Source organism: Methylophilus aquaticus, from assembly GCF_030769565.1.
Classification (GTDB): Bacteria; Pseudomonadota; Gammaproteobacteria; order Burkholderiales; family Methylophilaceae; genus Methylophilus; species Methylophilus aquaticus.
On the sequence record NZ_JAVCAP010000021.1, the window covers coordinates 149,981 to 171,016 of the forward strand.

The 21,036-nt window shown below is 51.6% G+C and carries 15 protein-coding genes; 5 read left to right on the forward strand and 10 right to left on the reverse strand.

All coding sequences use genetic code 11. The features are described from left to right. Position 1: 1 nt before the first annotated feature. The 10 genes from Q9291_RS10685 to Q9291_RS10730 all read right to left on the reverse strand — a co-directional run bounded on the left by Q9291_RS10685 (position 2) and on the right by Q9291_RS10730 (position 13,054). Positions 2-1,858, reverse strand: a complete 1,857-nt coding sequence (locus tag Q9291_RS10685) for an anti-phage protein ZorA-like protein (protein ID WP_306390037.1) — start codon at positions 1,856-1,858, stop codon at positions 2-4. Between the two features lie 221 nt (positions 1,859-2,079). Continuing rightward, positions 2,080-3,438 (reverse strand): chromate efflux transporter, encoded by a 1,359-nt coding sequence (chrA, locus tag Q9291_RS10690; protein WP_306390038.1) that lies wholly within the window; start codon positions 3,436-3,438, stop codon positions 2,080-2,082. A 290-nt stretch (positions 3,439-3,728) separates the two neighbouring features. Further along, a complete protein-coding gene (locus Q9291_RS10695; RefSeq protein ID WP_306390039.1) occupies positions 3,729-4,031 on the reverse strand; it encodes a DUF3325 family protein in 303 nt (100 codons plus the stop codon). A 12-nt stretch (positions 4,032-4,043) separates the two neighbouring features. Then, a complete protein-coding gene (locus Q9291_RS10700) occupies positions 4,044-5,660 on the reverse strand; it encodes a PepSY-associated TM helix domain-containing protein (RefSeq protein ID WP_306390040.1) in 1,617 nt (538 codons plus the stop codon). A gap of 2 nt (positions 5,661-5,662) precedes the next feature. After that, on the reverse strand, positions 5,663-5,977 hold the full coding sequence (locus tag Q9291_RS10705; protein WP_306390041.1) for a hypothetical protein: 315 nt from the start codon (positions 5,975-5,977) through the stop codon (positions 5,663-5,665). A 12-nt stretch (positions 5,978-5,989) separates the two neighbouring features. Then, positions 5,990-8,446 carry a TonB-dependent receptor gene (locus tag Q9291_RS10710; RefSeq protein ID WP_306390042.1) on the reverse strand — a complete coding sequence of 819 codons (2,457 nt, stop codon included), beginning with the start codon at positions 8,444-8,446 and terminating at the stop codon, positions 5,990-5,992. A 287-nt stretch (positions 8,447-8,733) separates the two neighbouring features. Continuing rightward, positions 8,734-9,771 carry a FecR family protein gene (locus Q9291_RS10715; RefSeq protein ID WP_306390043.1) on the reverse strand — a complete coding sequence of 346 codons (1,038 nt, stop codon included), beginning with the start codon at positions 9,769-9,771 and terminating at the stop codon, positions 8,734-8,736. Then, complete coding sequence (locus tag Q9291_RS10720) at positions 9,768-10,286, reverse strand: sigma-70 family RNA polymerase sigma factor (RefSeq protein WP_306390083.1); 519 nt, start codon at positions 10,284-10,286, stop codon at positions 9,768-9,770. The genes Q9291_RS10715 and Q9291_RS10720 overlap by 4 nt, the downstream gene beginning before the upstream one ends. Before the next feature lie 253 nt (positions 10,287-10,539). Beyond that, on the reverse strand, positions 10,540-12,243 hold the full coding sequence (locus Q9291_RS10725) for a cation:proton antiporter domain-containing protein (RefSeq protein ID WP_306390044.1): 1,704 nt from the start codon (positions 12,241-12,243) through the stop codon (positions 10,540-10,542). Positions 12,244-12,451: 208 nt separating this feature from the next. Next, the gene (locus Q9291_RS10730; protein WP_306390045.1) at positions 12,452-13,054 is read right to left on the reverse strand and encodes a TetR family transcriptional regulator; all 603 of its coding nucleotides are present in this window, start codon (positions 13,052-13,054) and stop codon (positions 12,452-12,454) included. Between the two features lie 126 nt (positions 13,055-13,180). Between Q9291_RS10730 and Q9291_RS10735 the strand changes: the two genes are divergently transcribed. The 5 genes from Q9291_RS10735 (at position 13,181) to Q9291_RS10755 (ending at position 21,021) form a co-directional block, all read left to right on the forward strand. Then, positions 13,181-14,344, forward strand: coding sequence for an efflux RND transporter periplasmic adaptor subunit (locus Q9291_RS10735; protein ID WP_306390046.1), 1,164 nt, complete (start codon positions 13,181-13,183; stop codon positions 14,342-14,344). A 33-nt stretch (positions 14,345-14,377) separates the two neighbouring features. After that, positions 14,378-17,488: a multidrug efflux RND transporter permease subunit gene (locus Q9291_RS10740; RefSeq protein WP_306390047.1), complete on the forward strand. Its 3,111-nt coding sequence runs from the start codon at positions 14,378-14,380 to the stop codon at positions 17,486-17,488. Next, a complete protein-coding gene (locus tag Q9291_RS10745) occupies positions 17,478-18,872 on the forward strand; it encodes an efflux transporter outer membrane subunit (protein ID WP_306390048.1) in 1,395 nt (464 codons plus the stop codon). Before Q9291_RS10740 ends, Q9291_RS10745 begins: the two co-directional genes overlap by 11 nt. 247 nt (positions 18,873-19,119) lie before the next feature. Then, on the forward strand, positions 19,120-20,025 hold the full coding sequence (locus Q9291_RS10750) for a protein NO VEIN domain-containing protein (protein ID WP_306390049.1): 906 nt from the start codon (positions 19,120-19,122) through the stop codon (positions 20,023-20,025). Positions 20,026-20,286: 261 nt separating this feature from the next. Next, on the forward strand, positions 20,287-21,021 hold the full coding sequence (locus tag Q9291_RS10755) for a hypothetical protein (RefSeq protein ID WP_306390050.1): 735 nt from the start codon (positions 20,287-20,289) through the stop codon (positions 21,019-21,021). Positions 21,022-21,036: the final 15 nt, after the last annotated feature.

Genomic DNA, 21,036 nt, shown 5'->3' on the forward strand with positions numbered 1-21,036 from the left:
GTTATCTCGGTTTAGATGGTTCTTGAACTTTGGCTGTGTTTTGCTCGCGTTCGTCTGCAAGCTCGTTAATCGCCCCACTTAACTTGCTAACAGCCTCTGCAAATTGATCGTTGAGTGATTTGACATAATTTTCAACACTCAACCTGAACGACTCACTTCCTTCAGCTAACTGCTTGAATGCATTGCCAAGGTCGTTGTCCACTTTACTGAAGCGGGCTTCATACTGATTCCACAGTTCAGGTATTGTTTCTGAAAAAGTTTTTAATTCGTTAAGCATCGCCTGTAACTCACCTTGATTCTGCTGCATTCGCATCTCAGTGGCTTTAATTGCCTCTAGTGCATTCGTAAACGCCAGAGATGCCTGACTTAAAGGCTGGGTTGAGCTACTTACTTGATTGGAGGCACGCTCCAAAGCTGAAATGGTATCTGCAATTCCGTCTGCGGCATCACCAAACACTTTCACATTTGCATTGAATCGTTGCCCTGCATTGTCTATCGAAGTGGCTGAACTCTTGAAATCATCTGATGCCAATGCAATCGTTCCACCTGCTGATTTAAGCTGCTCAGCAGTGCTGGAAATTTTTGCAAGCGACTCATTTAATAAACTTAAAAGTTCGCTTAATGGATTTAGGTTGGTAGCCATTTGATTGACCGCTGTCGCTAACTGACTTGAGCTTTGATTGCTTATATCAGCAGCACCACTAATGCTACCGCCCGCATTTTCAATCTTGTTGGCGATAATCTCTAAAGCACGGAGTGCTTCACCGAACTGGCCGATGCCTTGTTGTACTGGTGTAAAAGTATTCGTAAACGATTCAAGCACAGAGGCTAAACGCGCACTGGACTCTTTGGTATCCGTGCCAAGGTTTTTACTCATACTTTCAATATTTAAAACTAAGATATTGAGTGACTCTCGTAAGGTTTTGACACTCTCAATCAAGCCATTCATGTCATCACCTGAGCTTTGTCGTAATTGCGCCAGAAACTCTTGCAATACTGTTTGTAAAGCATCTTCGCTGCTGCCTGAAAATTTCTGTGCGAGGTTCCTTATTTCGTTTGCCAAGGGTTCCAGTGCTGCTGCGACGCTTGCAGGCAGCTGGTTGCTCAACACTTCGCCAATCCCATTAGAAATATTGGTGGCCATGTCATTCAATGCGAGCGTGTGCTTTTGCTGCTCAGCATAGTTTTCGTGTAACAGCTTTTCAGTCGATTTGTACTCGGTGTACTCTTCTAAAAGCCTGATAAATTCATTGAGATTTTTTTGAAAGCCTTTGAGTCTCCATCTTTGAAATACAGATAGCGCAAGACTACAAACAATCCCGACTATTGAACTGATAAATTTTACAGAGGCAACAGCCAGTAACTCTTTTAATGCAGTTTGCCCACCACCATTAGCAAGTCCATTTTGGGCAACATGGAGTGCAGCGGCAAGACCTACAAACGTAAAGGTTAACCCTAGGCCAATTAGATAGTTTGGGAATGCTAAAAATTGAGACAGATTTAATTGAGAGCCAAGGATTGAGTTGCGACTGAAATATTCTGCAGGCCTGTGTGATATGTATATTTTCTGGTTGGGCTTATCAAAAACAATACTCTCAATAAACTCATTCCATGTATGCTGAATTGCGGGTAGCTTTTTTAAGCTTTGATCCAAACTATCAAAATTGTCAAAGAAACTTTGGTATTGGTTATCAGGACCAAATTTCTTTAGCTCATTTACCGCTTTCTCAATTTCTAGATTCAGTTTTCTTATACTAAAAATAGCCTGCAAAAAGGGATAAACGAAAACCGCTACGATAACCCCAACAAAAATCCAAACGGTTGATTGGTGAGTGAGGAAATGCGCAATTGAGTCCATTAATAATCCGTTATTTTATTTGTAGGGCTTTTGAATGCATTAAGAAAATATCTTAAATGCAAGATGGCTTATGAAAATAATTTCAGCTATACCAATATTAAAATTGCATGCTAAATAAACCTTACCATAATCATACTTAATTATCCTAAGTCTACGATGCAAAAAAACCTGTGTTAAACAGGTTTTTTTATTTCTAAGCTATGCCTATAAGGCAACCGAAATTAGATCAACAGCTTGATCAGTAACCCCAATCCCCCGCTGACCAGTATCACCGGCATCATATTCAACCTGAAGTAAAGCAGCCCAATCGCAGCCAATAGTGACAGGGTAATGGCGTAAAGGTCGATTGTGCCATTTTGATCCCCGTGCCAGAACACATGGTAAGTAAAAAACACCGCTAAATTTAATATCACGCCGACCACGGCGGCGGTGATGGCGCTGAGCGGGGCGGTGAGTTTGAGGTTGCCGTGGGTGGATTCAATCAAAGGGCCGCCCATGAAAATAAAGACAAAGCTGGGAAGAAAGGTGAAAAAGGTCACGATGGCTGCAGCCAGGAGCGCCGAAGCAAGAGGCGCCTCTGCGCCAAACATGGGGGTGCCCCAGCCACCAACAAAGCCTACAAAAGTGACGACCATGATCAAAGGGCCAGGTGTGGTTTCACCCAGCGCCAGGCCGTCTATCATTTGCGTTGGGGTGAGCCAGTGATAATGCTCTACCGCACCTTGAAATACGTAAGGCAGGACTGCGTAAGCGCCGCCAAAAGTGAGCAGGGCGGCTTTGGTGAAAAACCAGCCCATCTGGCTGAACGTGCTTTGCCAGCCATATAACGCAATCAGGCTTGCCATGGCCAACAGCCAGATCAGCAGCCCGGTCACGCCAATAATACGTAAGCTGTGCCAGTTGAACCGCGCGTGCGCTGGTGGCGAGGTGTCGTCATCAATCAAGGCCTGACCATGGCTTTGCATGGCTGGGCTATGGCTGCTGCCTATCTGAAAGTATTGCGGCGCCATGCGTCCGCCGATATGTCCGAGCAATGCGGCAAAGCAAATAATCAGCGGGAAGGGAAGGTTGAGCCAAAAGATAGCCACGAAGGCCAGTGCTGCGATAGACCACATCACCTTGTTTTTCAGCGCTTTGAGGCCGATGCGGTAGGCTGCGAACACGACAATGGCTACAATGGCGGGCTTGATGCCATACAACACCCCGGCCACGGCAGGCAGCTTGCCGTAGACCATATATAGCCAGCCCAGCGCAGTCAGCAGAAAGAAGGCGGGCAAAACAAACAGTACACCGGCCATGATGCCACCCCAGGTGCGATGCATGAGCCAGCCGATATAGGTCGCCAGTTGCTGTGCTTCGGGGCCGGGCAACACCATGCAGTAGTTGAGTGCATGCAAAAAACGCTTCTCGGAGATCCAGCGCTTTTTGTCAACCAGATCGTGATGCATAAGGGCAATTTGACCAGCCGGGCCACCAAAGCTGATGAAGCCCAATTTAAGCCAGTATAAAAAGGCCTGTTGCCAGGGGACTGGCGCCGGTTGGTCTGTCTGTGCTACTTGTGTTTGAGGGTGTGTATCCATAGAAGCGCATGACTCGCAAGGTAATGCCGGTAAACGGTGAGCAGCGCATTAAGCTTGCACAACTGAGCTGTGTACCTGCTATCTGACCGACGCGAAATCATAACATGCATATTCTATCCATGTGACCATATCCCGATACGCGCGCGGACTGGTTTTGCTTGCTTGTGCTGGCTGACTGGATCGGTGCGTGAGCCTCGATCCGCAGGCAGCGTTACCGTATCCGCTACAGCCGTTGCCCCGTGTTGAACGGTGTCATGGCTGCTGCGCTGATCATGGTCTATCGCGGGGGGTCAACGACATAACAGCCTGAGCCAGCCTGGTCTGCGAGTCAACAGGTATCCGGTAGAAATAATCGAGCCTCCGGCTGCCAGTATCCAGAGCAAACTGCCCATGGCAGGGCCTTCCGAGGCGATCATCATGCAACATGACAGCCCCAGCAACAGGGTGGCTACGCTCCGGTAAGTGCGCGGTGTATGAGGCATGCTGCCACCGCTATCATGCATGACCTGTTGCCAGTAGTGCCGCATTGCCAGCGCGTAATAGCCCTGTGCGAGTTGCAAAAGCACGACTGCAATAATGATGTTGCTACTCATGACATCTCCCTTTTATCCCTGCTGCCTGTGCAAACGGCAATGCGCGCGCAATCGTCTGCTGGCATGCCATGCCATCCATGCGCCAACCATGAGCACCATGTCTACCCCGGCCACTGCCGGGAGCGGACGGGTGAGGGTGACATACAGATGATGGCCGGTATTGGACCAGTTAGAGAGGACGGCAGCGATGCACAAGCCGCTGATCACGGCGAGTTGCTGCCACCATGCATGCAAATAAGCCTTGTCTTGCCGCTGGGTTGTCAGGCTGATGGCATGCAACAGGCTTGTCATCCAGACCAGATAAAACACATAGACTTCACACTGGTCACGCGCGATGCCCATGATGCGGGCTTGCGCTGGCAGCCATTGATTGGCAAGCATAAAGCCAAGTGTGGCGGCCATCAGGCCGCTGACCGTGGCAATGGTGATGGCATCCATCCATACAACGTGCTTTTGCTCACTGCGTGCCGCTTTGCTGCGTCTGGCGTTGAGCCAGAAAAAAAGGCCGGTGGCAATCATGGCGCAGCCAGTAAGCCCGGCTAAGAAATACAGCCAGCGCAGTGTCCAGTGCTTGAACTGCAGGTAATGCATGCCTGCAATAAAGTTCCATGCCTTGACCACTGCAGGCGCTTCAAACGTATTGAATGGGTTGCCATCAGTGGCACGATAGCGTTTGTAATCGATATGTTTGCTCACAGTCGCATGGCTGTGACGACGCAGCATGACATTGCTTTTCGCATCATTGGGATGGTTGATGCGCACAAAATAGACCGCACCAGGCCCCCAGGCCTGTTCGGCATCCGCAATCATCTGGTCGATAGAGGCGAGCTGACCACTACTTTTTGCGGGCTTGTGTCGCTCCCGGCCTAAGGCTTCCTTTAAAAACTGTCTTTCTGCGGGCAGCACGCCATGCGGTCTGGCATGGTCTTTTTTCAACACATGGCCAGGCGATGTGATGGCATACAGTGGCAGGTGCGCGTTTGGAAAGTAAGTGGAAAATGCAATGATCAGGCCGGACAGGGTAATCAAGATATAAAACGGGGTCAGTGCAACCCCTGTCAGATTGTGTATATCGAGATTGCTACGCCCAAAACTGCGAAACAGGCGCAGCGTAAAAAAGTCTGTAAAAATTTTACGATGAATAATGATGCCTGATATCAGCAAACATAACATGCCCGTGCTGGCTATTCCGACTATCCATGTCCCGATATGGTTAAAGCGCAGCGTCAGATTGTGGTGCAAAGGGTAGATAAAACCACTGGCCCCTTTGCTGTCGGCAGGGGTGATTTCTTGCAGGGTGTCGGGGTTGAGCCAGATACGCTGGCCTTTGCGTGCTTCTTCCGAACCATAGTTGAGTGCAATATAAGGCACACGTTCACTCGGCAGGATGATGGTCCAGGCCGCGGCATGGGGTGCTTTGCTTTGCAATATTGGTACAAGCTGCTTGTCTATCGACACCTTGGCATCACCGGTCAGTGACAGTCGTGTCGCTGGCATCATCCAGCGATCCATTTCCTTGTCAAACACCGACAGGCTGCCTGCCCAGAAGATCACAAATAACAGGGCAGAAAACAGGACGCCTGCCCAGGTATGCAGCAGTGACATCCGGCTTCTCAACGTGTTTTTCATCTTTATCTGCTCCCTGTCAACGCGGGTGTTATCATCAGCGTGGCAGCCCAGGTCAGCCCTGTTGCTAGCAGCCACAGTCCGGCGAGTGTCATGCACTGTCGCCGGACGCGATGCTCTGCAAACGCCCATAACAGCAGTAGCCACAAGTATACAAATCCCAGCATGGCGGCCAGCATCACGGCATTGGCACGGCTCAGACCAGCCAGATATGCCAGACAGCTGGTCAGCGCAATCCACTGCTCGGTGGTCCAATAGCAGGCGACACACAACGCCAGGCTGGACAGTATGGTTTTGAATGTTTGGATACGGGCAGACATTGGCCTATGCACCTATTTGAACTGGTAGTTGGCTGTGAATTGCATCAACCGTGGTGCGCCTGGCAAAATGCCGAGGTCATTCGTCGATGATTCGTAATAGGTTTTGTCCGTCAGATTGCGGATATTCAATGCCAGTGACCATGGGCCATGCTCGTGGTAGAGGCCGGCATCCAGCACGGTATACGCGGGCAGTTGCACCGCATTGGTGGTTGAGGCATAGCTTTCTGACATATGGCGTACCCCCAAACCTGCCCGCCATTGATCATTCAGCTTTTTCATGGCCCATACTGTTGCCATCAGTTCGGGGGCATTGGCTGCACGCTTGCCTTCCAGTGCAGTTGCCGTGACCGCCGGTGTGACTGCCGGTGCGGTGGTGTTGTTGGAGCGCGTGACTCTTGCATCCAGCAAGGTGACGCCGCCTTGCAGGCTATATCCATCGCCCAGATCCCCCAGTGCGCTGAGTTCAAGTCCGTTAGAAGTGATTTCCCCGACATAGAGTGTCGCCGTGGAATCGCTAGGGTCACGGGTGGGCACATTTTCTTTGATCAGTTTGAACAGACTGATCCCCAGTTGCAGTTTTCCCTGATTCAAACTGTATTTGCTGCCAATTTCAAAGTTCGTGGTGATTTCAGGAGGCGTAATCACGCTGCCAGGGTCAATGACGCCCGTAGCCGCACCTGGCTGATAAGAGCGTGAACTCGACAGATAATAGGAGGATTGTGTGTCGGGTTGGTAGACCACACCCAATCGCGGGCTGAAAAAGCTGTCTTTACGGCCATAGTCTGCGCCGGCACGGTTGTCAAAATTTCGGTCCAGCCAGTCTTTGCGTACCCCAAGCAGGGCCACCCATTGCGGGTTGAACCGCATCATATCCTGCAGGTAGAGCGATGTAGTCTGTGTCTGATAGATCCCGTCCCGACGAATGCTACTACCCAGCAGCGGCACTTGTCTTAGGACAGGGTCGTAGACCGAAATGTTAAAGGTATTGGCAAGTGTGCCTCCTCTCGATATCGTATCCCGCTCTTCCCAGCTTAGCTCGGTGCCTACCATCCAGTCGTGGTCAATCCCCAACCAGTGTTGCTTGAGCAGGACCTCAAAGCGGTTAGTCAGATCATGCTGGGTACTGAAAAAGTTGCTGCGTGCCAGTCGCACCGTAGGCACCGCGCTGTTTAAAATCAGCCGGTCTATGGTGGTTTGGTTGCGCTCCAGATTTAAATAGCTATATCTGGTGGTGTTTCTCAAAGATACTTGATCATTAATCGCCACTTTCAGGTCTGCGTTGAGCGAGTTGTCCTCACTGGAGCCATTGTCACTGCTGCCAGGATTTCGACCGCCATAGTAGGTGGATGTCGACACATCGGCGGGTTTGCCGTAAATGCCAGGTATTCCGGCATCAAATACCCGCTTGTCGACTAAATGCTGAGCATTCAGATCCAGTGTGACCTTTTCTGCCAGCCTGAGTGTTGAGGCAATGGCTATCCCGCGCTTTTTAGACCACACCTCTGATCTGAACGAGTCTGAATCATCGATCATGGCATTGACCCGGAACAAGGCGTTGTCGGTGAGGGGCTGGTTGATGTCCAGTGTCAGCCGACTGGCATCATAACTACCATACATGGCCCCCGCTTTGGCAAACGCGTTGGCAGTGGCTTTTTTGCTGACCAGATTGATCAGGCCGCCTGCGGACCCTCTACCGTACAGCACTCCGGCAGGCCCCTTCACGACTTCAAGCTGCTCAAGGCTGAAGGTGTCCCTGAATGTGTTGCGTCCATCGCGCATGCCATCAACATAAGTGTCTGCAATGGCCGAAAAGCCGCGGATAATAAATTGCTCGCGTATGCCTTCGCCGGTACTGGTGGTCACGCCTGGGGTGTAGGCCAGCGCGTCTTTGATCGAGAGGGCATTCCTGTCTTCGATTGCTGCGCCGGAGACCACATCCACGGTTTGCGGCACATCCATGATCGAATGGTCTGAGCGCGTTGCGCTCGACACGGGTAGCTGTGCCCGGTAGCTATGCGGTTCATAATGATCGTGTACCAGTACCTCCGGCAGCACCGTGTCGGAGGTTTCTGCTATTGGCGGTGCACCGGCTGCGGCTGACTTCGGCGTTCCCGCTTTCACAATGTATCCAGAGGCGGTTTTCAAGACGACAAATCCTGAGGCCTGGGTCAGTTTGTCAAAGCCTGCGGCCAGACTGACACTTCCATACAAAGCGGGTGCTGTTTTTCCGGCAAGCGCTTCATCGTTCATGACAATCAGTACACCGGCTTGCAGCGCAAACAGTTTGAGTGATTCTGCCAGCTTTCCTTCCGGGATGGCGGCTTGAACCACACCTGTCTTGGGTGAATCAATGCTATGGTTTGCAGGTGCGGCGTATGCATGTGTGGGTACTGTGGCCCAGAGTAAATGCAGGGAGAGCAATAGAGGCTTTAACCCGGTTTGCCCACGGTAAAGGGAATAATGTGTCATATATGTCCAGAATAATGTGCGTCAAAAAGTGAATGGCAGGCATCGCAACCATTCTCCTGAGTGATGGACAGGATCTGATATTGGCTACATTAACCGGACGTGAGCAAGTCGTTGGCTAATCAAATTTAAAGTCATCATTTACCATGACGAATGAAATTCGCTATATGGAACCTGCACCGCAAATTTTTTTGAGTGAAACTGCGGGGGAGTTTGTGAGTTGTCGCTGGGCATGCTGTTAACCCGACCTCTGGGCTGTTGTAAAAATAGGCCAGACTCGCCCATCTGTTTTAATGTTGGATATTCACCGTGACGAAGAATCGCGAGTATTGACTCACAGTCAGTGAGGTAAAGTTCTCACAAAGCAAGTCCAGTGCGCGGTCGGTATCATCCAGCGGCAAGACCGCAGTGACCAGAATCTGTTTCATCGCTTTGGCGTCATACAGGATCACCCCCGGTCTATGCTGTTGCAGCGTCTCCAGCACTTCGGATAACGGGGTGTTTTGTACCACCAGCCGGTGTTGCTTGAAGGCCGATTCTGTCATCCCGGCATGGATGTCAGGCAGATTGGAGAGCTTGTCAGCGCTGAAGCGAACCATTTGTCCTGCACTGACCACCTGCGGCGCAGCCAAGGTTTTTAAGGTTGGCCAGCCCGGGGTCACCTGGGTACGTGACTCCAGCATGGTTAACAGCGTGTCATCAGGTGTCACCCGTACAATAAATCGTGTGCCCAGTGCCTGAATCTGTCCCTGTCTGGTGTGAATCACAAACGGACGCTGTTTGTCTTTGGCAACATCCAGATAGACTTCCCCGGCAAGGAGTTCGATTTCACGTTGACTGGCGGTGAAATGCACATTGAGTGCTGTGCTTGGGTTGAGTCTGATCTGAGAGCCATCCTTGAGTTGCTGATTGTCATAAACACCTGCCGTCGTGCGCACATCGGCAAACAGCACGGCCAATGGAGCCGTTTGCATGAGCCCCCAGGCCGGTAGCAGCATCAGCAGCCATAGCATGAGTGGCTTGCGGATTTTTGCCAGGCTGCGGCTTTGTTGGTGCAGGTGTAAATATTGACGCAAGGTGTTTGCGACGATGGCTGGTTGCTGTCCTGCCTGGGCAGGCTCCGCTGAGGAGGGCGCGCTTGCACTGACCCGTTCCGCTAGGTTGATGAAGCGCTCCAGTCTGGCAGTGGCTTCTGCCTGTTGCGTGTTCTCCAGTGTTAATTGCGCCAATGCAGCTCTGGCTTGTGCACGCTCGTCAGGATCGTCAGCCGTGAGTTTGACGATCCATTCAGCTGCTTGAACATGCAGAGCGGTGTGTTTGTTTTTCATGGCTTTGAGACACCGATGCTGTCAGCTTTGAGCAATATCTGCGTCAGGTATTTCTGAACCATTTTGGTTGAAACGCCCAAGGCATGTGCAATTTCAACCTGCGATTGGCCTTCAATATAATGCGCAATAAACGCGTGGCTTGCTTTTGCCGAGACTGACTCCAGCACGCTGGACAAGGCTTCAATTGTTTCAATCACCATCAGCAATGCCTCCGCCGAGGGGGCAGGTGTCTCATGTGCCAACTGATAGGCCAGCTCGTTCAAATACAGGGATTCGATTTTCTGGTGTCTGTACTCATCGACCAGAATGCGTTTGGCGGTGGTTTTTAGCCAGGCACGCGGCGAGGCAATCTGACTGGTAACCACTGAGCCGCCCAGCAGCTTTATAAACGTGTTCTGCGCAGTGTCTGCGGCATGATGGCTGCATCCGAGGGTTCTGTGTAACCATGCCAATAACCAGCCATGATGCTCGATATACAGGCGTTCAATATGTTGATGTTTGGATAATGGCAGCATTGCGTTCAAATTTGGCTGTATGCACAAAATGCAAATGAGAACCATTATCATATCATGATTTTCAGAGATGGATGACGTTAAAACAAAGTCATCGACCTTTTATAGAGAAGGGTGTAATCGGATTGCATTGTTGTGAAGAAGGGGCTGGTCGAGACGCAATCGTTGTCTCTATAAGGCGGTCAACGCGCTGTCTTTGGCACAAGCCGTTGACGCCTGATTCAACACCAAATCAAACAACAAGCACAGGCTGAGATCAAACATGATGTTTCTCAAAACGCTGTAATACATGGCTGGTCATGCCTTTGGCCAGTTCTTCTTCCCCAAAAAACACCGTACTGCCATACTCTTTTTGCAGGCGCTGGTATTCGTCTTCATGGTGGGTACGTATCACCACTTCAATATCGGGTTGCAGCTGTTTGGCAATGTCGACAATCTTGCGGATATCCATGGAGTCGGGGGTGGCAATAATCAGCATGGACGCGTTGGCAATGTGCGCCTGTATCAACACCATGGGGTCAGCGGCATTGCCTGATACCGCTGGTTGCCCGGTTTTACGCAGTTTTTCGACCAGCTCACGGTTTTGTTCCGCCACAACGAACGGAATGCCATGCGCCTGTAGCGATTGCGCGATGCGCTTGCCGACGCGGCCATACCCGACCAGTACGATCTGCCCCTCGAGAAACTTGCGCTCTGTTGTCATCGGTAGTTCACCATAGGGGTCCATGCGCAAGGAGAGTCTACGAGCAAGGTCAGACTTGTTGACGACCCAGGTGGTCAAAGGTTTGATGGATGCAAACACCAGCGGGTTGAGCGCAATTGAAATCAATGCACCTGCCAATACCAGGCTCATGCCGTCTTGCGACATCAGCCCCAGCGATACGCCGAGTCCGGCCAGAATAAAAGAGAATTCGCCAATTTGTCCAAGGCTGGCAGCCACAGTGAGCGCGGTATTCAACGGATAGCGTAGCGCAAGTACAATCAATACGGCAGCCAGCGATTTACCGAGAATAATGATGGCAACCACTGCGAGTACCTGCTCGGGTTGCTTGATCAGTATCGATGGGTCAAACAACATACCCACTGCGACAAAAAACAACACGGCAAACGCATCACGAAAGGGCAGGGAATCCTCCGCAGCACGATGGCTGAACTCGGATTCACGCATGATCATCCCTGCGAAGAATGCACCCAATGCAAATGACACATGAAACAGGGCTGAGGCAAAGAAGGCGACGCCGATGGCCACCGAAATTACGGTCAGCGTAAACAGTTCGCGTGAACCGGTGCCCGCCACATACCATAGCAGCCAGGGCAATACACGTTTCCCAACCACAAGCATGATGGCCACAAAACCGGTAATCTCCACAAAAGTGATTGCCAGCGTTTGCCAGAGTGGCGTGGCTTCAGCAGCTGCCTCCAATGCATGCCCTCCCAGTAACCCTGCCAGCGCTGGCATCAGCACCAGAACCAGCACCGTCACCATGTCTTCTACCACCAGCCAGCCCACGGCAATTTTGCCGTTCATGCTTTCCAGAATGCGGCGCGACTCTAGCGCCTTGAGCAAGACCACAGTACTTGCACAAGACAGCGATAGGCCAAATACCAGCCCATGCCCGGCACTCCAGCCCCAGAAATGCGCCACCAGCATGCCAAGCAGGGTGGCAAGTGTCATTTGTACCAGTGCGCCGGGGAGGGCGATGCGCTTGACTGACATTAAGTCCTGCACAGAAAAATGCAGGCCGACGCCAAACATCAGCAACATCACACCGATTTCTGACAGTTGCGAGGCAATTTCAATGTCTGCGACGAAGCCCGGCGTGGCAGGCCCGATCAAGACGCCAGCAAACAGGTAGCCAATCAGGGCAGGAAATTTGAGTTTTTCTGCAATCAGTCCAAAGATCAATGCCAGTGCAAACGCAACGGCAATCGTGGTAATCAGGCTCAGGTTATGGTCCATCACAATGGTTTCTTTAAGTGTTTTATGTGCGCCATAGCGCGTTAAGTTGCTGGCAGTGCAGCCTGGGTTGACTGACCTTGTTCAGGCCAAAAAGTTGACAGTTTTATTGGGGTCAATGTATTTGACTGTATCTTGCCGCAAGTGCAGGGGGGACGTCAATCATTCAGCGCTGGCTTTGTGTCAGGCAAGTGTACTTTGCCAGTGAGGTTCAGAAGGGCATGGAAAGGCGTTGCAAGCCATACTCACACAGTTGTTCTGCCCGTTGCCAGCGCTCTGATGTAGTCAGGTCGCCAAAATAAACCACACTGAACACCCCTTCAATCATAGACAGGCAGTAAAGATTGACGAGCGTCGAATCAGCTTCTGCTGGCAATTCACCTTGACACATGGCCTGTTGGAGCAGCTGGTCAATGTGGGCAATCCGCTTTTTCTCCCAGGCAAAGCGTAACTGCAGCAGTTCGGGAGAATCATCAATCCCGACATACAGGAAAAACAATACGCGTTGAATGGAACTGGGTTCAATATAGCTGCGTATTTCAAACAAACAGTATTGTTTGAGGGTGGCTAATGCTGTCAAGCCAGGTTGGCTCTGAAAAGGTGAGACTTGTTGTATCACGCGCTCTACCATGGCCATGGCCACTTCGAGTTTGCCTTTGTAATGCCCATATACGGCGCCGCGCGAGAGTTGCGCGGCTTCGGCGATATCGGCCATGGTCGCCAGCGTAAAGCCTTTGCGATAAAACACATGCTCGGCCGCATCCAGAATCTGGTCACGGGTTTTTTGCGCGTCTTCTTTGGTTTTTCTGGCCATGATTTCTAGGAGGATCATCCATCAAACAAGGCGCCTATGATACCAAAAAATAATTAATCAGTCATGATTGATTATTTATAAAAGTACCGATAGAATATTGACATCCATATAGTGAAGGGCTGGTGCATGTCCCGTATTTTTCAAACGACGCTCGCGCTTTCGGCGCTGTTGATCTTGCAATTGTCTGCGTGTAGCAAGCCGCAAGAGGCCACTCAGGCCGCCGGTGCGGCGCCTGTGGTCGAAGTGGTCAAGGTGGAGGTGGCGGATATCCCGGATGAAGTTGAGCTCCCTGGCCGGGTCGAGGCCTACCGTATTGCCGAGGTGCGCGCCCGCGTTTCTGGGATTGTGGCCAAGCGGCTGTATCAGGAAGGGCAGGTGGTCAAAGCGGGCACGCCGTTATTCCAGATTAACCCTGAGCAACTGCAAGCCAGCAAGCTTGAAGCCGAGGCTGAGTTGGCGCGAACAGAGGCGAATCTGGTCAATGCCAATGACAAGTTGCAGCGTTACCAGGCGTTGATCAGTGACCAGTCCGTGAGTCAGCGTGACTATCACGCCGCGCAGGCCGAGGCGCAACTGGCAAAAGCCGAGGTGGCGTCTGCGCATGCCAAGCTTAATCGCGCCCGGCTGGATTTAGGCTATGCCAATGTCACCGCGCCGATTGAAGGTGTGGCGCGTCGTGCGCTGGTGACTGAGGGCGCGCTGGTAGGCAAAGACCAACCCACACACCTCACCACCGTCGAGCAGGTGAGTACGGTGTATGTCAATTTTTCCCAGTCGTCTTCTGAAGTGTTTGCCTTGCGCAAAGCGTTGCGCGATGGACAGCTCAAAGGCAATGACGGCGATTTCAAAATTAAACTGTTATTACCGGACGGTTCCCTGTACCCCCAAGCGGGAAAGCTTTCATTCTCTGATGTATCCGTCAACCAAACGACAGACGCTGTGGTCATGCGTGCCATTTTTGAAAACCCGCAGCAGGTCTTGATGCCGGGCGCCTATGTCAGAATCAAGATCCGTCAGGCGACCAACCCGAATGCGATTCTGATCCCGCGTGATGCGCTGATACGGGACCAGTTTTCGACACGCGTCTGGGTGGTGAATGCGAAAAATGAACTGGAATCCCGCGAGGTGCAAACTGGTCGCGTCATTGGCAGGCAATGGGTCATCGAGCAAGGCCTGCAAGCCGGTGAGCAGGTGGTGGTCACCAACGTGGCGGCCCAAACGGCGGGTAGCAAAGTGACGCCAAAGCTGATCAGTGCCCAAGACAATATCACTAAAGCCGTGGCCCCTTAACCGGGCAGCGCGCAGAAATATAGGAACCAGGCCATGAGCCGTTTTTTTATTGATCGCCCGATTTTTGCCTGGGTGATTGCCATCCTGATTGTGCTGGCTGGCCTGATCGCCATCAAACAATTACCGATTGCCCAGTATCCTGACATTGCCCCGCCGGTGGTCAATATTGCTGCGACCTACCCAGGCGCATCGGCCAAGGTGGTGGAGGAAACCGTCACCTCGATCATCGAACACGAGATGAATGGCATGCCTGGCCTGATGTATGTCTCTGCCACCAGCAATGTGGGCATGGCTTCCATCAGCGTCACCTTCCGTCAGGGCACCAATCCTGATCTGGCGGCCGTGGATGTGCAAAACCGCCTCAAGAGCGTGGAAGTACGCTTGCCCGAGATCGTACGCCGTAGCGGCATCTTGGTGGAAAAATCTGCCGACAGTTTTCAGTTGATTGTCTCAATCACCTCTGAGGATAACCGCTATAGTGAGGTGGATCTCGGTGAGCTGGCCTCAGCCACGGTGATGCCTACGCTTAAACGGATACAGGGCGTGGGCAAAGTGCAGGCATTCAGCCCCGAATACGCCATGCGTATCTGGCCGGATCCACAAAAAATGGCAGGCCTCAATGTGAGTGTGACCGAGATCGTCAATGCCTTGCGTAGTTACAATACGCGCCTGACGCTGGGCCAGGTCGGCGCCAGTGGCGTCCCAGACGGGGCTCCGTTGAGTGTGTCGCTGGAAGCGGATGCCACGCTGAAAACCGTGGAGGATTTTGCCAATGTCCCTATTCGTGCGCAGGCCGATGGTTCGGCCTTGCTGGTCAAGGATGTGGCCAGAGTCGAAATGGGCAGCAGTGACTACACTTATAGTTCGCGGGTGAACGGCAAAAATGCCGCAGGCATGGCGATCAAGCTGGCACCGGGCTCGAATGCGGTCGAAACGGTCGGCCGAGTCAAGCAGGCAATGGCGCAAATGCAGCCGTATTTTCCGCCCAATGTCATGTATCAGTTATCTTATGACTCGTCGGCGTTTGTCTCGATCTCGATTAAAAAGGTGATTCAAACGCTGGTAGAAGCGGTGTTGCTGGTATTTGTGGTCATGTATTTGTTTATGCAAAACCTGCGGGCGACGCTGATCCCCACCATCGTGGTGCCGATTGCCCTGATGGGGACGTTTGCCGTCATGTACTGGTTGGGCTACTCAATCAATGTGCTGACCATGTTTGGTGTGGTGCTGGCGATTGGCATTCTGGTGGATGATGCGATTGTGGTGGTGGAAAACGTCGAGCGGCTGATCGTGGAGGATGGCATGTCTGCCTACGACGCCACCGTCAAAGCCATGTCGCAGATCAGTGGTGCCGTGATCGGCATCACGGCCGTGCTCGTGTCAGTCTTTATCCCGATGGCCTTTTTCAGTGGCGCGGTTGGTAATATTTACCGCCAGTTCTCGCTGGCGTTGTCGGTGTCCATCAGCTTCTCGGCGTTTCTGGCGCTGTCGTTGACCCCGGCCTTGTGCGTGACCTTGTTGCGGCATGAAACCGGCAACAAAGCACGCTTTTTTGTCTGGTTTAACCGCAGCTTTCAGCGCCTGACCGAGCGCTATACGCATTTGACCGGCGGCTTGCTCAGCAAGCCCTTGCGCTGGCTGGCCGTGTTTGCCTTGATTGTCACGCTGGCCGGCTGGCTGTTGATGCGCTTGCCGAGTGCGTTTTTGCCCGAAGAAGATCAGGGTAACTTTATGGTGATGGTGTCGTTGCCGCAAGGCGCGACGCTGGCAGAAACCGCTGAAGTGCTGGGTGACATGAGCCGCTATATTCAAGCCAATGAACCGGTGGATATCATTTTTGAAGTCAGCGGCTTTAGCTTTTATGGCACCAGCACCAATAGCGGCATGCTGTTTATCACGCTCAAAGACTGGGCCGAGCGCCCGAATGCTGACCAGCAGGTCAAGGCGATTGTTAACCGGGTGAATCAGAAGTTCTTTGGTCGGCCCAATTTGACTATTTTTGCCATGAATGCGCCGCCTTTGCCCGAGTTGGGCAGCTTTGGCGGGTTTGACCTACGGCTGGTAGACCGTGCCAGCGTCGGCATTGAGACGTTGATGAAAGCGCGTGACCAGTTAATTGCCGAATCTGCCCAGCACCCAGAGCTGGCCAATGTGCTGTTTGCCGGCTTGTACGATACGCCCGTGGTGAATATGCAGCTCGACCGTAGCAAGGCCAAGGCACTAGGCGTGTCGCTGGATGAAATCAACGATTCATTGGCGACGCTGCTCGGCTCGAATTACCTGGGCGATTTTGTCTATGGTAATCAGGTGCGCCGTGTCATTGTGCAGGCCGATGGCAAGCAGCGGCAGACACTGGAAGATATCAAGAAAATCCGCCTTAAAGCCAGCGATGGCAGCCTGGTGCCGCTGGCTTCTATCATGACGCTGGATTGGGCCATGGGCACCCCGCAACGCACCCGATTCAATGGCTTCCCGTCATTTAATATCAATGGTGGTGCCGCGCCCGGCTTTAGCAGTGGCGAAGCCATGCGCTCCATGGAAACCCTGGTAAATGGGCTGGGCAAAGGCATTGGCTATGAATGGGCCGGGCAATCGCTAGAAGAGAAACAATCCGGTAGCCAGGCCAGCATGTTGTTCGGCTTATCCATCCTGGTGGTGTTTCTGGTGTTGGCCGCCTTGTATGAAAGCTGGGCCATCCCGTTTGCCGTGATCCTGGTGGTGCCGTTGGGCGTGTTAGGCGCTTTATTGGGCGTGACCTTGCGTGAATTGCCGAATGATATTTACTTTAAAGTCGGCCTGATCGCCACCATTGGTTTGTCCGCCAAAAACGCCATTTTGATTGTGGAGTTTGCGCGCGAACACGTGCTGCAAGGCATGCCGCTGATTGAGGCGAGCTTGTTGGCAGCCAAAGAGCGTCTGCGTCCGATTGTGATGACCTCATTGGCGTTTGGCGTCGGCGTGATCCCGTTGGCGTTTTCCAGCGGCGCGGCCTCCGGTGCGCAAGTCGCCATCGGCACCAGCGTGCTTGGTGGCATTATTACCGCCACCTTGCTCGCCATCTTTTTTGTACCGCTGTTTTTTATTGTCGTGGGCCGCTGGATGAAAACGCCAGTCTCACAGCAAAGGGTGTCTCATGAAGTGTAGTCGTCCCCCTCTCAAATTGGCAGCCATGCTCACGCTGGCATGTGCTATCAGTAGCTGCTCGCTGGTGCCTGAATACTTCAGGCCCGCACAGCCTGTGCCAGACACGTATCCCGGCCAATCCGCCAGCGATAGCGTCACTGAAGCCCCAGCACTCACCTGGCAAAGTTACTTCCCCGATGCGGATTTACAGAAACTGATACAGGTCGGGTTGGAGCATAACCGTGACCTCAAAACCGCGGTGCTGCGCATGGATGAAGCCCAGGCGACCTATGGCGTGCAAAAAGCGGACCGCCTGCCAACCGTGCAGGGCAACCTTAATTACGACCGTAGTCGTACCGTGTTCAGCTCCAAACAGGCGTTTGAGGCCAAGTTGTTCCGTATTGGCGTAGGGATTTCAGAGTATGAAATCGACGTGTTTGGTCGTGTGAAAAGCCTGTCGCAAGCCGCGCTTGAGCAATACTTTTCGGTGACCGAAAATCGCCAAGCCGTACAGACCACCCTGGTGACCGAAATTGCTACCCAGTACGTCAATTTTTTAGCGATTAACGACCAACTCAAGCTCGCCCAGCAAACGCTGGATGATCGCAAGCAAACCCTGCAACGCACGCAGCGCCGTTTTGACGCTGGCCTCGATCAAGTGCTGGATGTCAAAGCCGCGCAAATCCAGGTCGAGCAAGTGCAGGCACAGTTCGCGCAATGGCAGCGCCAACTCGCCACCACGCAAAATGCCTTATATCTTTTGCTGGGCGAAACCTCACACCGCACACCGTTGCCAGTCAAACCGCTCGCCGCCTTGAAACTGGCCGACGTCACGCCAGGATTGCCATCCAGCTTATTGACCAGACGGGCCGATATCCGTGCCGCCGAGCATCAGCTTAAATCCGCCAACGCCAATATCGGTGCCGCCAGAGCCGCATTTTACCCACGCCTGCAACTCACCACCAATGTCGGTTTGGTCAATTCAGACTTCTCCAAACTGTTCTCGGATACAGGCAGTAACTACTGGGCCTTCAGCCCGCAACTGCTGGTCCCCATCTTCAACTATGGCCGCAATAAAGCTAACCTCAATCTGGCCGAAACCCGCCAGCACATCGAGGTCGTCAATTACGAAAAAACCATTCAGACCGCGTTTAAAGAGGTTATGGACGTGCTCAGCACACGCACTGCCATCGCCGAAGAAAGCGCTGCCAGAGACCGCCTGCAAGCACTGGAAAGCAGCCGTTTGCAACTGGTGAAGCGCAAGCTTGATCAAGGGTTGGTCACTTACCTCGAGTTGCTGGATGCGCAGCGTAGTGTGCTCGATGCGCAATCCCAGGCCGTGCAGATCCAACAGCAGGCATTGCAGAATCAGGTGGGGTTGTATAAGGCGTTGGGTGGTAGTTAGAATTTGGATGGTTGCTTTGGTTGACGAAGATATGGTTGCATTCTAGGATGGGCTGACGTTTATTAAAATATTAAAAAACTCTTAACGCATCAATGGCGCAGAGTTTTGCGTAATTTAAGTGGCCTAATTTAACTTTAAATCCGTTTCGGAGGCATGGCGAGTGAAATACTTAATCTGTAACACCGGCTGGATGGAACACTATCAAGGGAATAGTAAATCAGACCAAATTTCTGGCGGGGGATCGTACGTGAAAGAGGAAGGAATGGGGCACGAGGTGTGCAATTTCCATCGCCATCGTGGTAAGGTCTATGGCTATGTGCAGCCAGCGCGTGGTCAAGGTTCGGCCAGTGAAGGCAGCATTAAGGTTGAAAGGATAGTTGGCAGTGATGCATCTGTGGACGACTATAAAGTTGATGGTGTGTTAGTAATATGGACCGCCACACGACCTGAAGGCGGTAGCGTTGTTGTGGGTTGGTACAAAAACGCAACCGTCTACCGTGATTATCAAAACTTCAAAACCAAGTCTGCGTTGCATTCTAAAAATGGTCTTGAAGGTTATCGTATTCAGACTGACTCTGAAAATGCAAATCTTCTTTCTATCGACGAGCGCACAATTCGAGTCCCAAGGCGCACTGACGGAGGGATGGGGCAGTCAAATGTTTGGTACGGTGATTCTGACCTTGGGGAAGCTCTCGTAATGGAGGTAGAGGACATAATCAATGGAAAACCGAAGAGGCTTAAAATTAAGAGTACTCGATCAACAGACCCTGAACACAAAGCCAAAGTAGAGAAATCAGCAGTTGAATTGGTCTGGAAATATTACGAAAATTTGGGATATGAGCTTCGCAGCGTAGAGAAAGACAATGTTGGTTGGGATGTCGAAGCATCCCAGAACAAAACGAAGCTGAAAATTGAGGTTAAAGGTCTTTCTGGCAAAGTCCCGAATATTGAATTATCACCAAACGAGTATTTGGCCTTCTCGGAAAATAATAGGTTCTACCGTTTGGCAATAGTCACAGAAACACTCACATCTCCATCGCTTTATGTGTGTCACTACAGTCACGAAAAACAAGGTTGGCTGGTCGCAACTGAAAGTGAAGCAACTGTACAAATCTCAGAAAGGCTGGCTGCTCACGTACGGCTGAGCATCTAGCACACATTTGGGGGCAATTAAGTAGATAAAGTTATAAAAGACAAACCAGGTAAGGTGGGGTTTTTTGCCCAAGTATTAAACTGATTAGACTAAATCGACACACCACTATGAGGCTGCGATAGTTGATAATCCGCGTATGACCTTCGCTTAAAGACAATAAATAATTGTCTGTAGGTAATTAAATAGCGCATTTGGGTATTTTTGCTCGAGGCCAAAGCGTTGCCCAGCCTGCTGAACTTATTACATTAAGATAGTTTATCCATGAACAACGAAAACATAGATAAAGCTTTGCCTCCTATACAAAATCAGCAAGTAGATTACGTCACGTCTGCTGCAAAGGCGGTACTCGGTATGGTCCCTTTTGCAGGCTCTCTTTTAGTCGAGTTGGCGGGGAATGTTATTCCTAACCAGCGCATTGATCGGCTCTCAAAATTTTCCGCCGAACTTGAAGCTCGGTTAGCGAAGTTGGACAAAGATTTTGTGCGTTCGAAACTGTCTGATGAGAATTTCACTGATCTTATGGAGGAGGGTATGAGGCAGGCAGCTAAGTCAGTGTCGGATGAACGTAGACAATATCTCGCATCTCTTCTTGCAAACGGGGTTGATGATGTGGCTGTGTCTTTTATCGAGTCGAAGCATCTTTTGAGGATACTTGGCGAGCTTAATGATATTGAGATTCTGTGGCTACGTTTTTACCTTAACCCTGGCATTGGTGGCGACAGTAGCTTTATTGAAAAGCATAAAGAAGTTTTCGAGCCTGTACATGCTCACATAGGTTGTGATCAAGCAACACTTGACAAGGAGGCGCTTCGCCAGAGCTACATGATACACATGACGGAGCTTGGAGTACTATTGCCGCGTTATGATACGGATATGAAAACTAAGCAACCAGTCTTTGATATGTTTTCTGGTCGCATGAGGATTCGAGGATATGAAATCACCCTTTTAGGTAAGCTTTTACTACGCCAGATTTCTTTTGCAAGTGAGCCCGCGTAGGGCTAACACACCTGC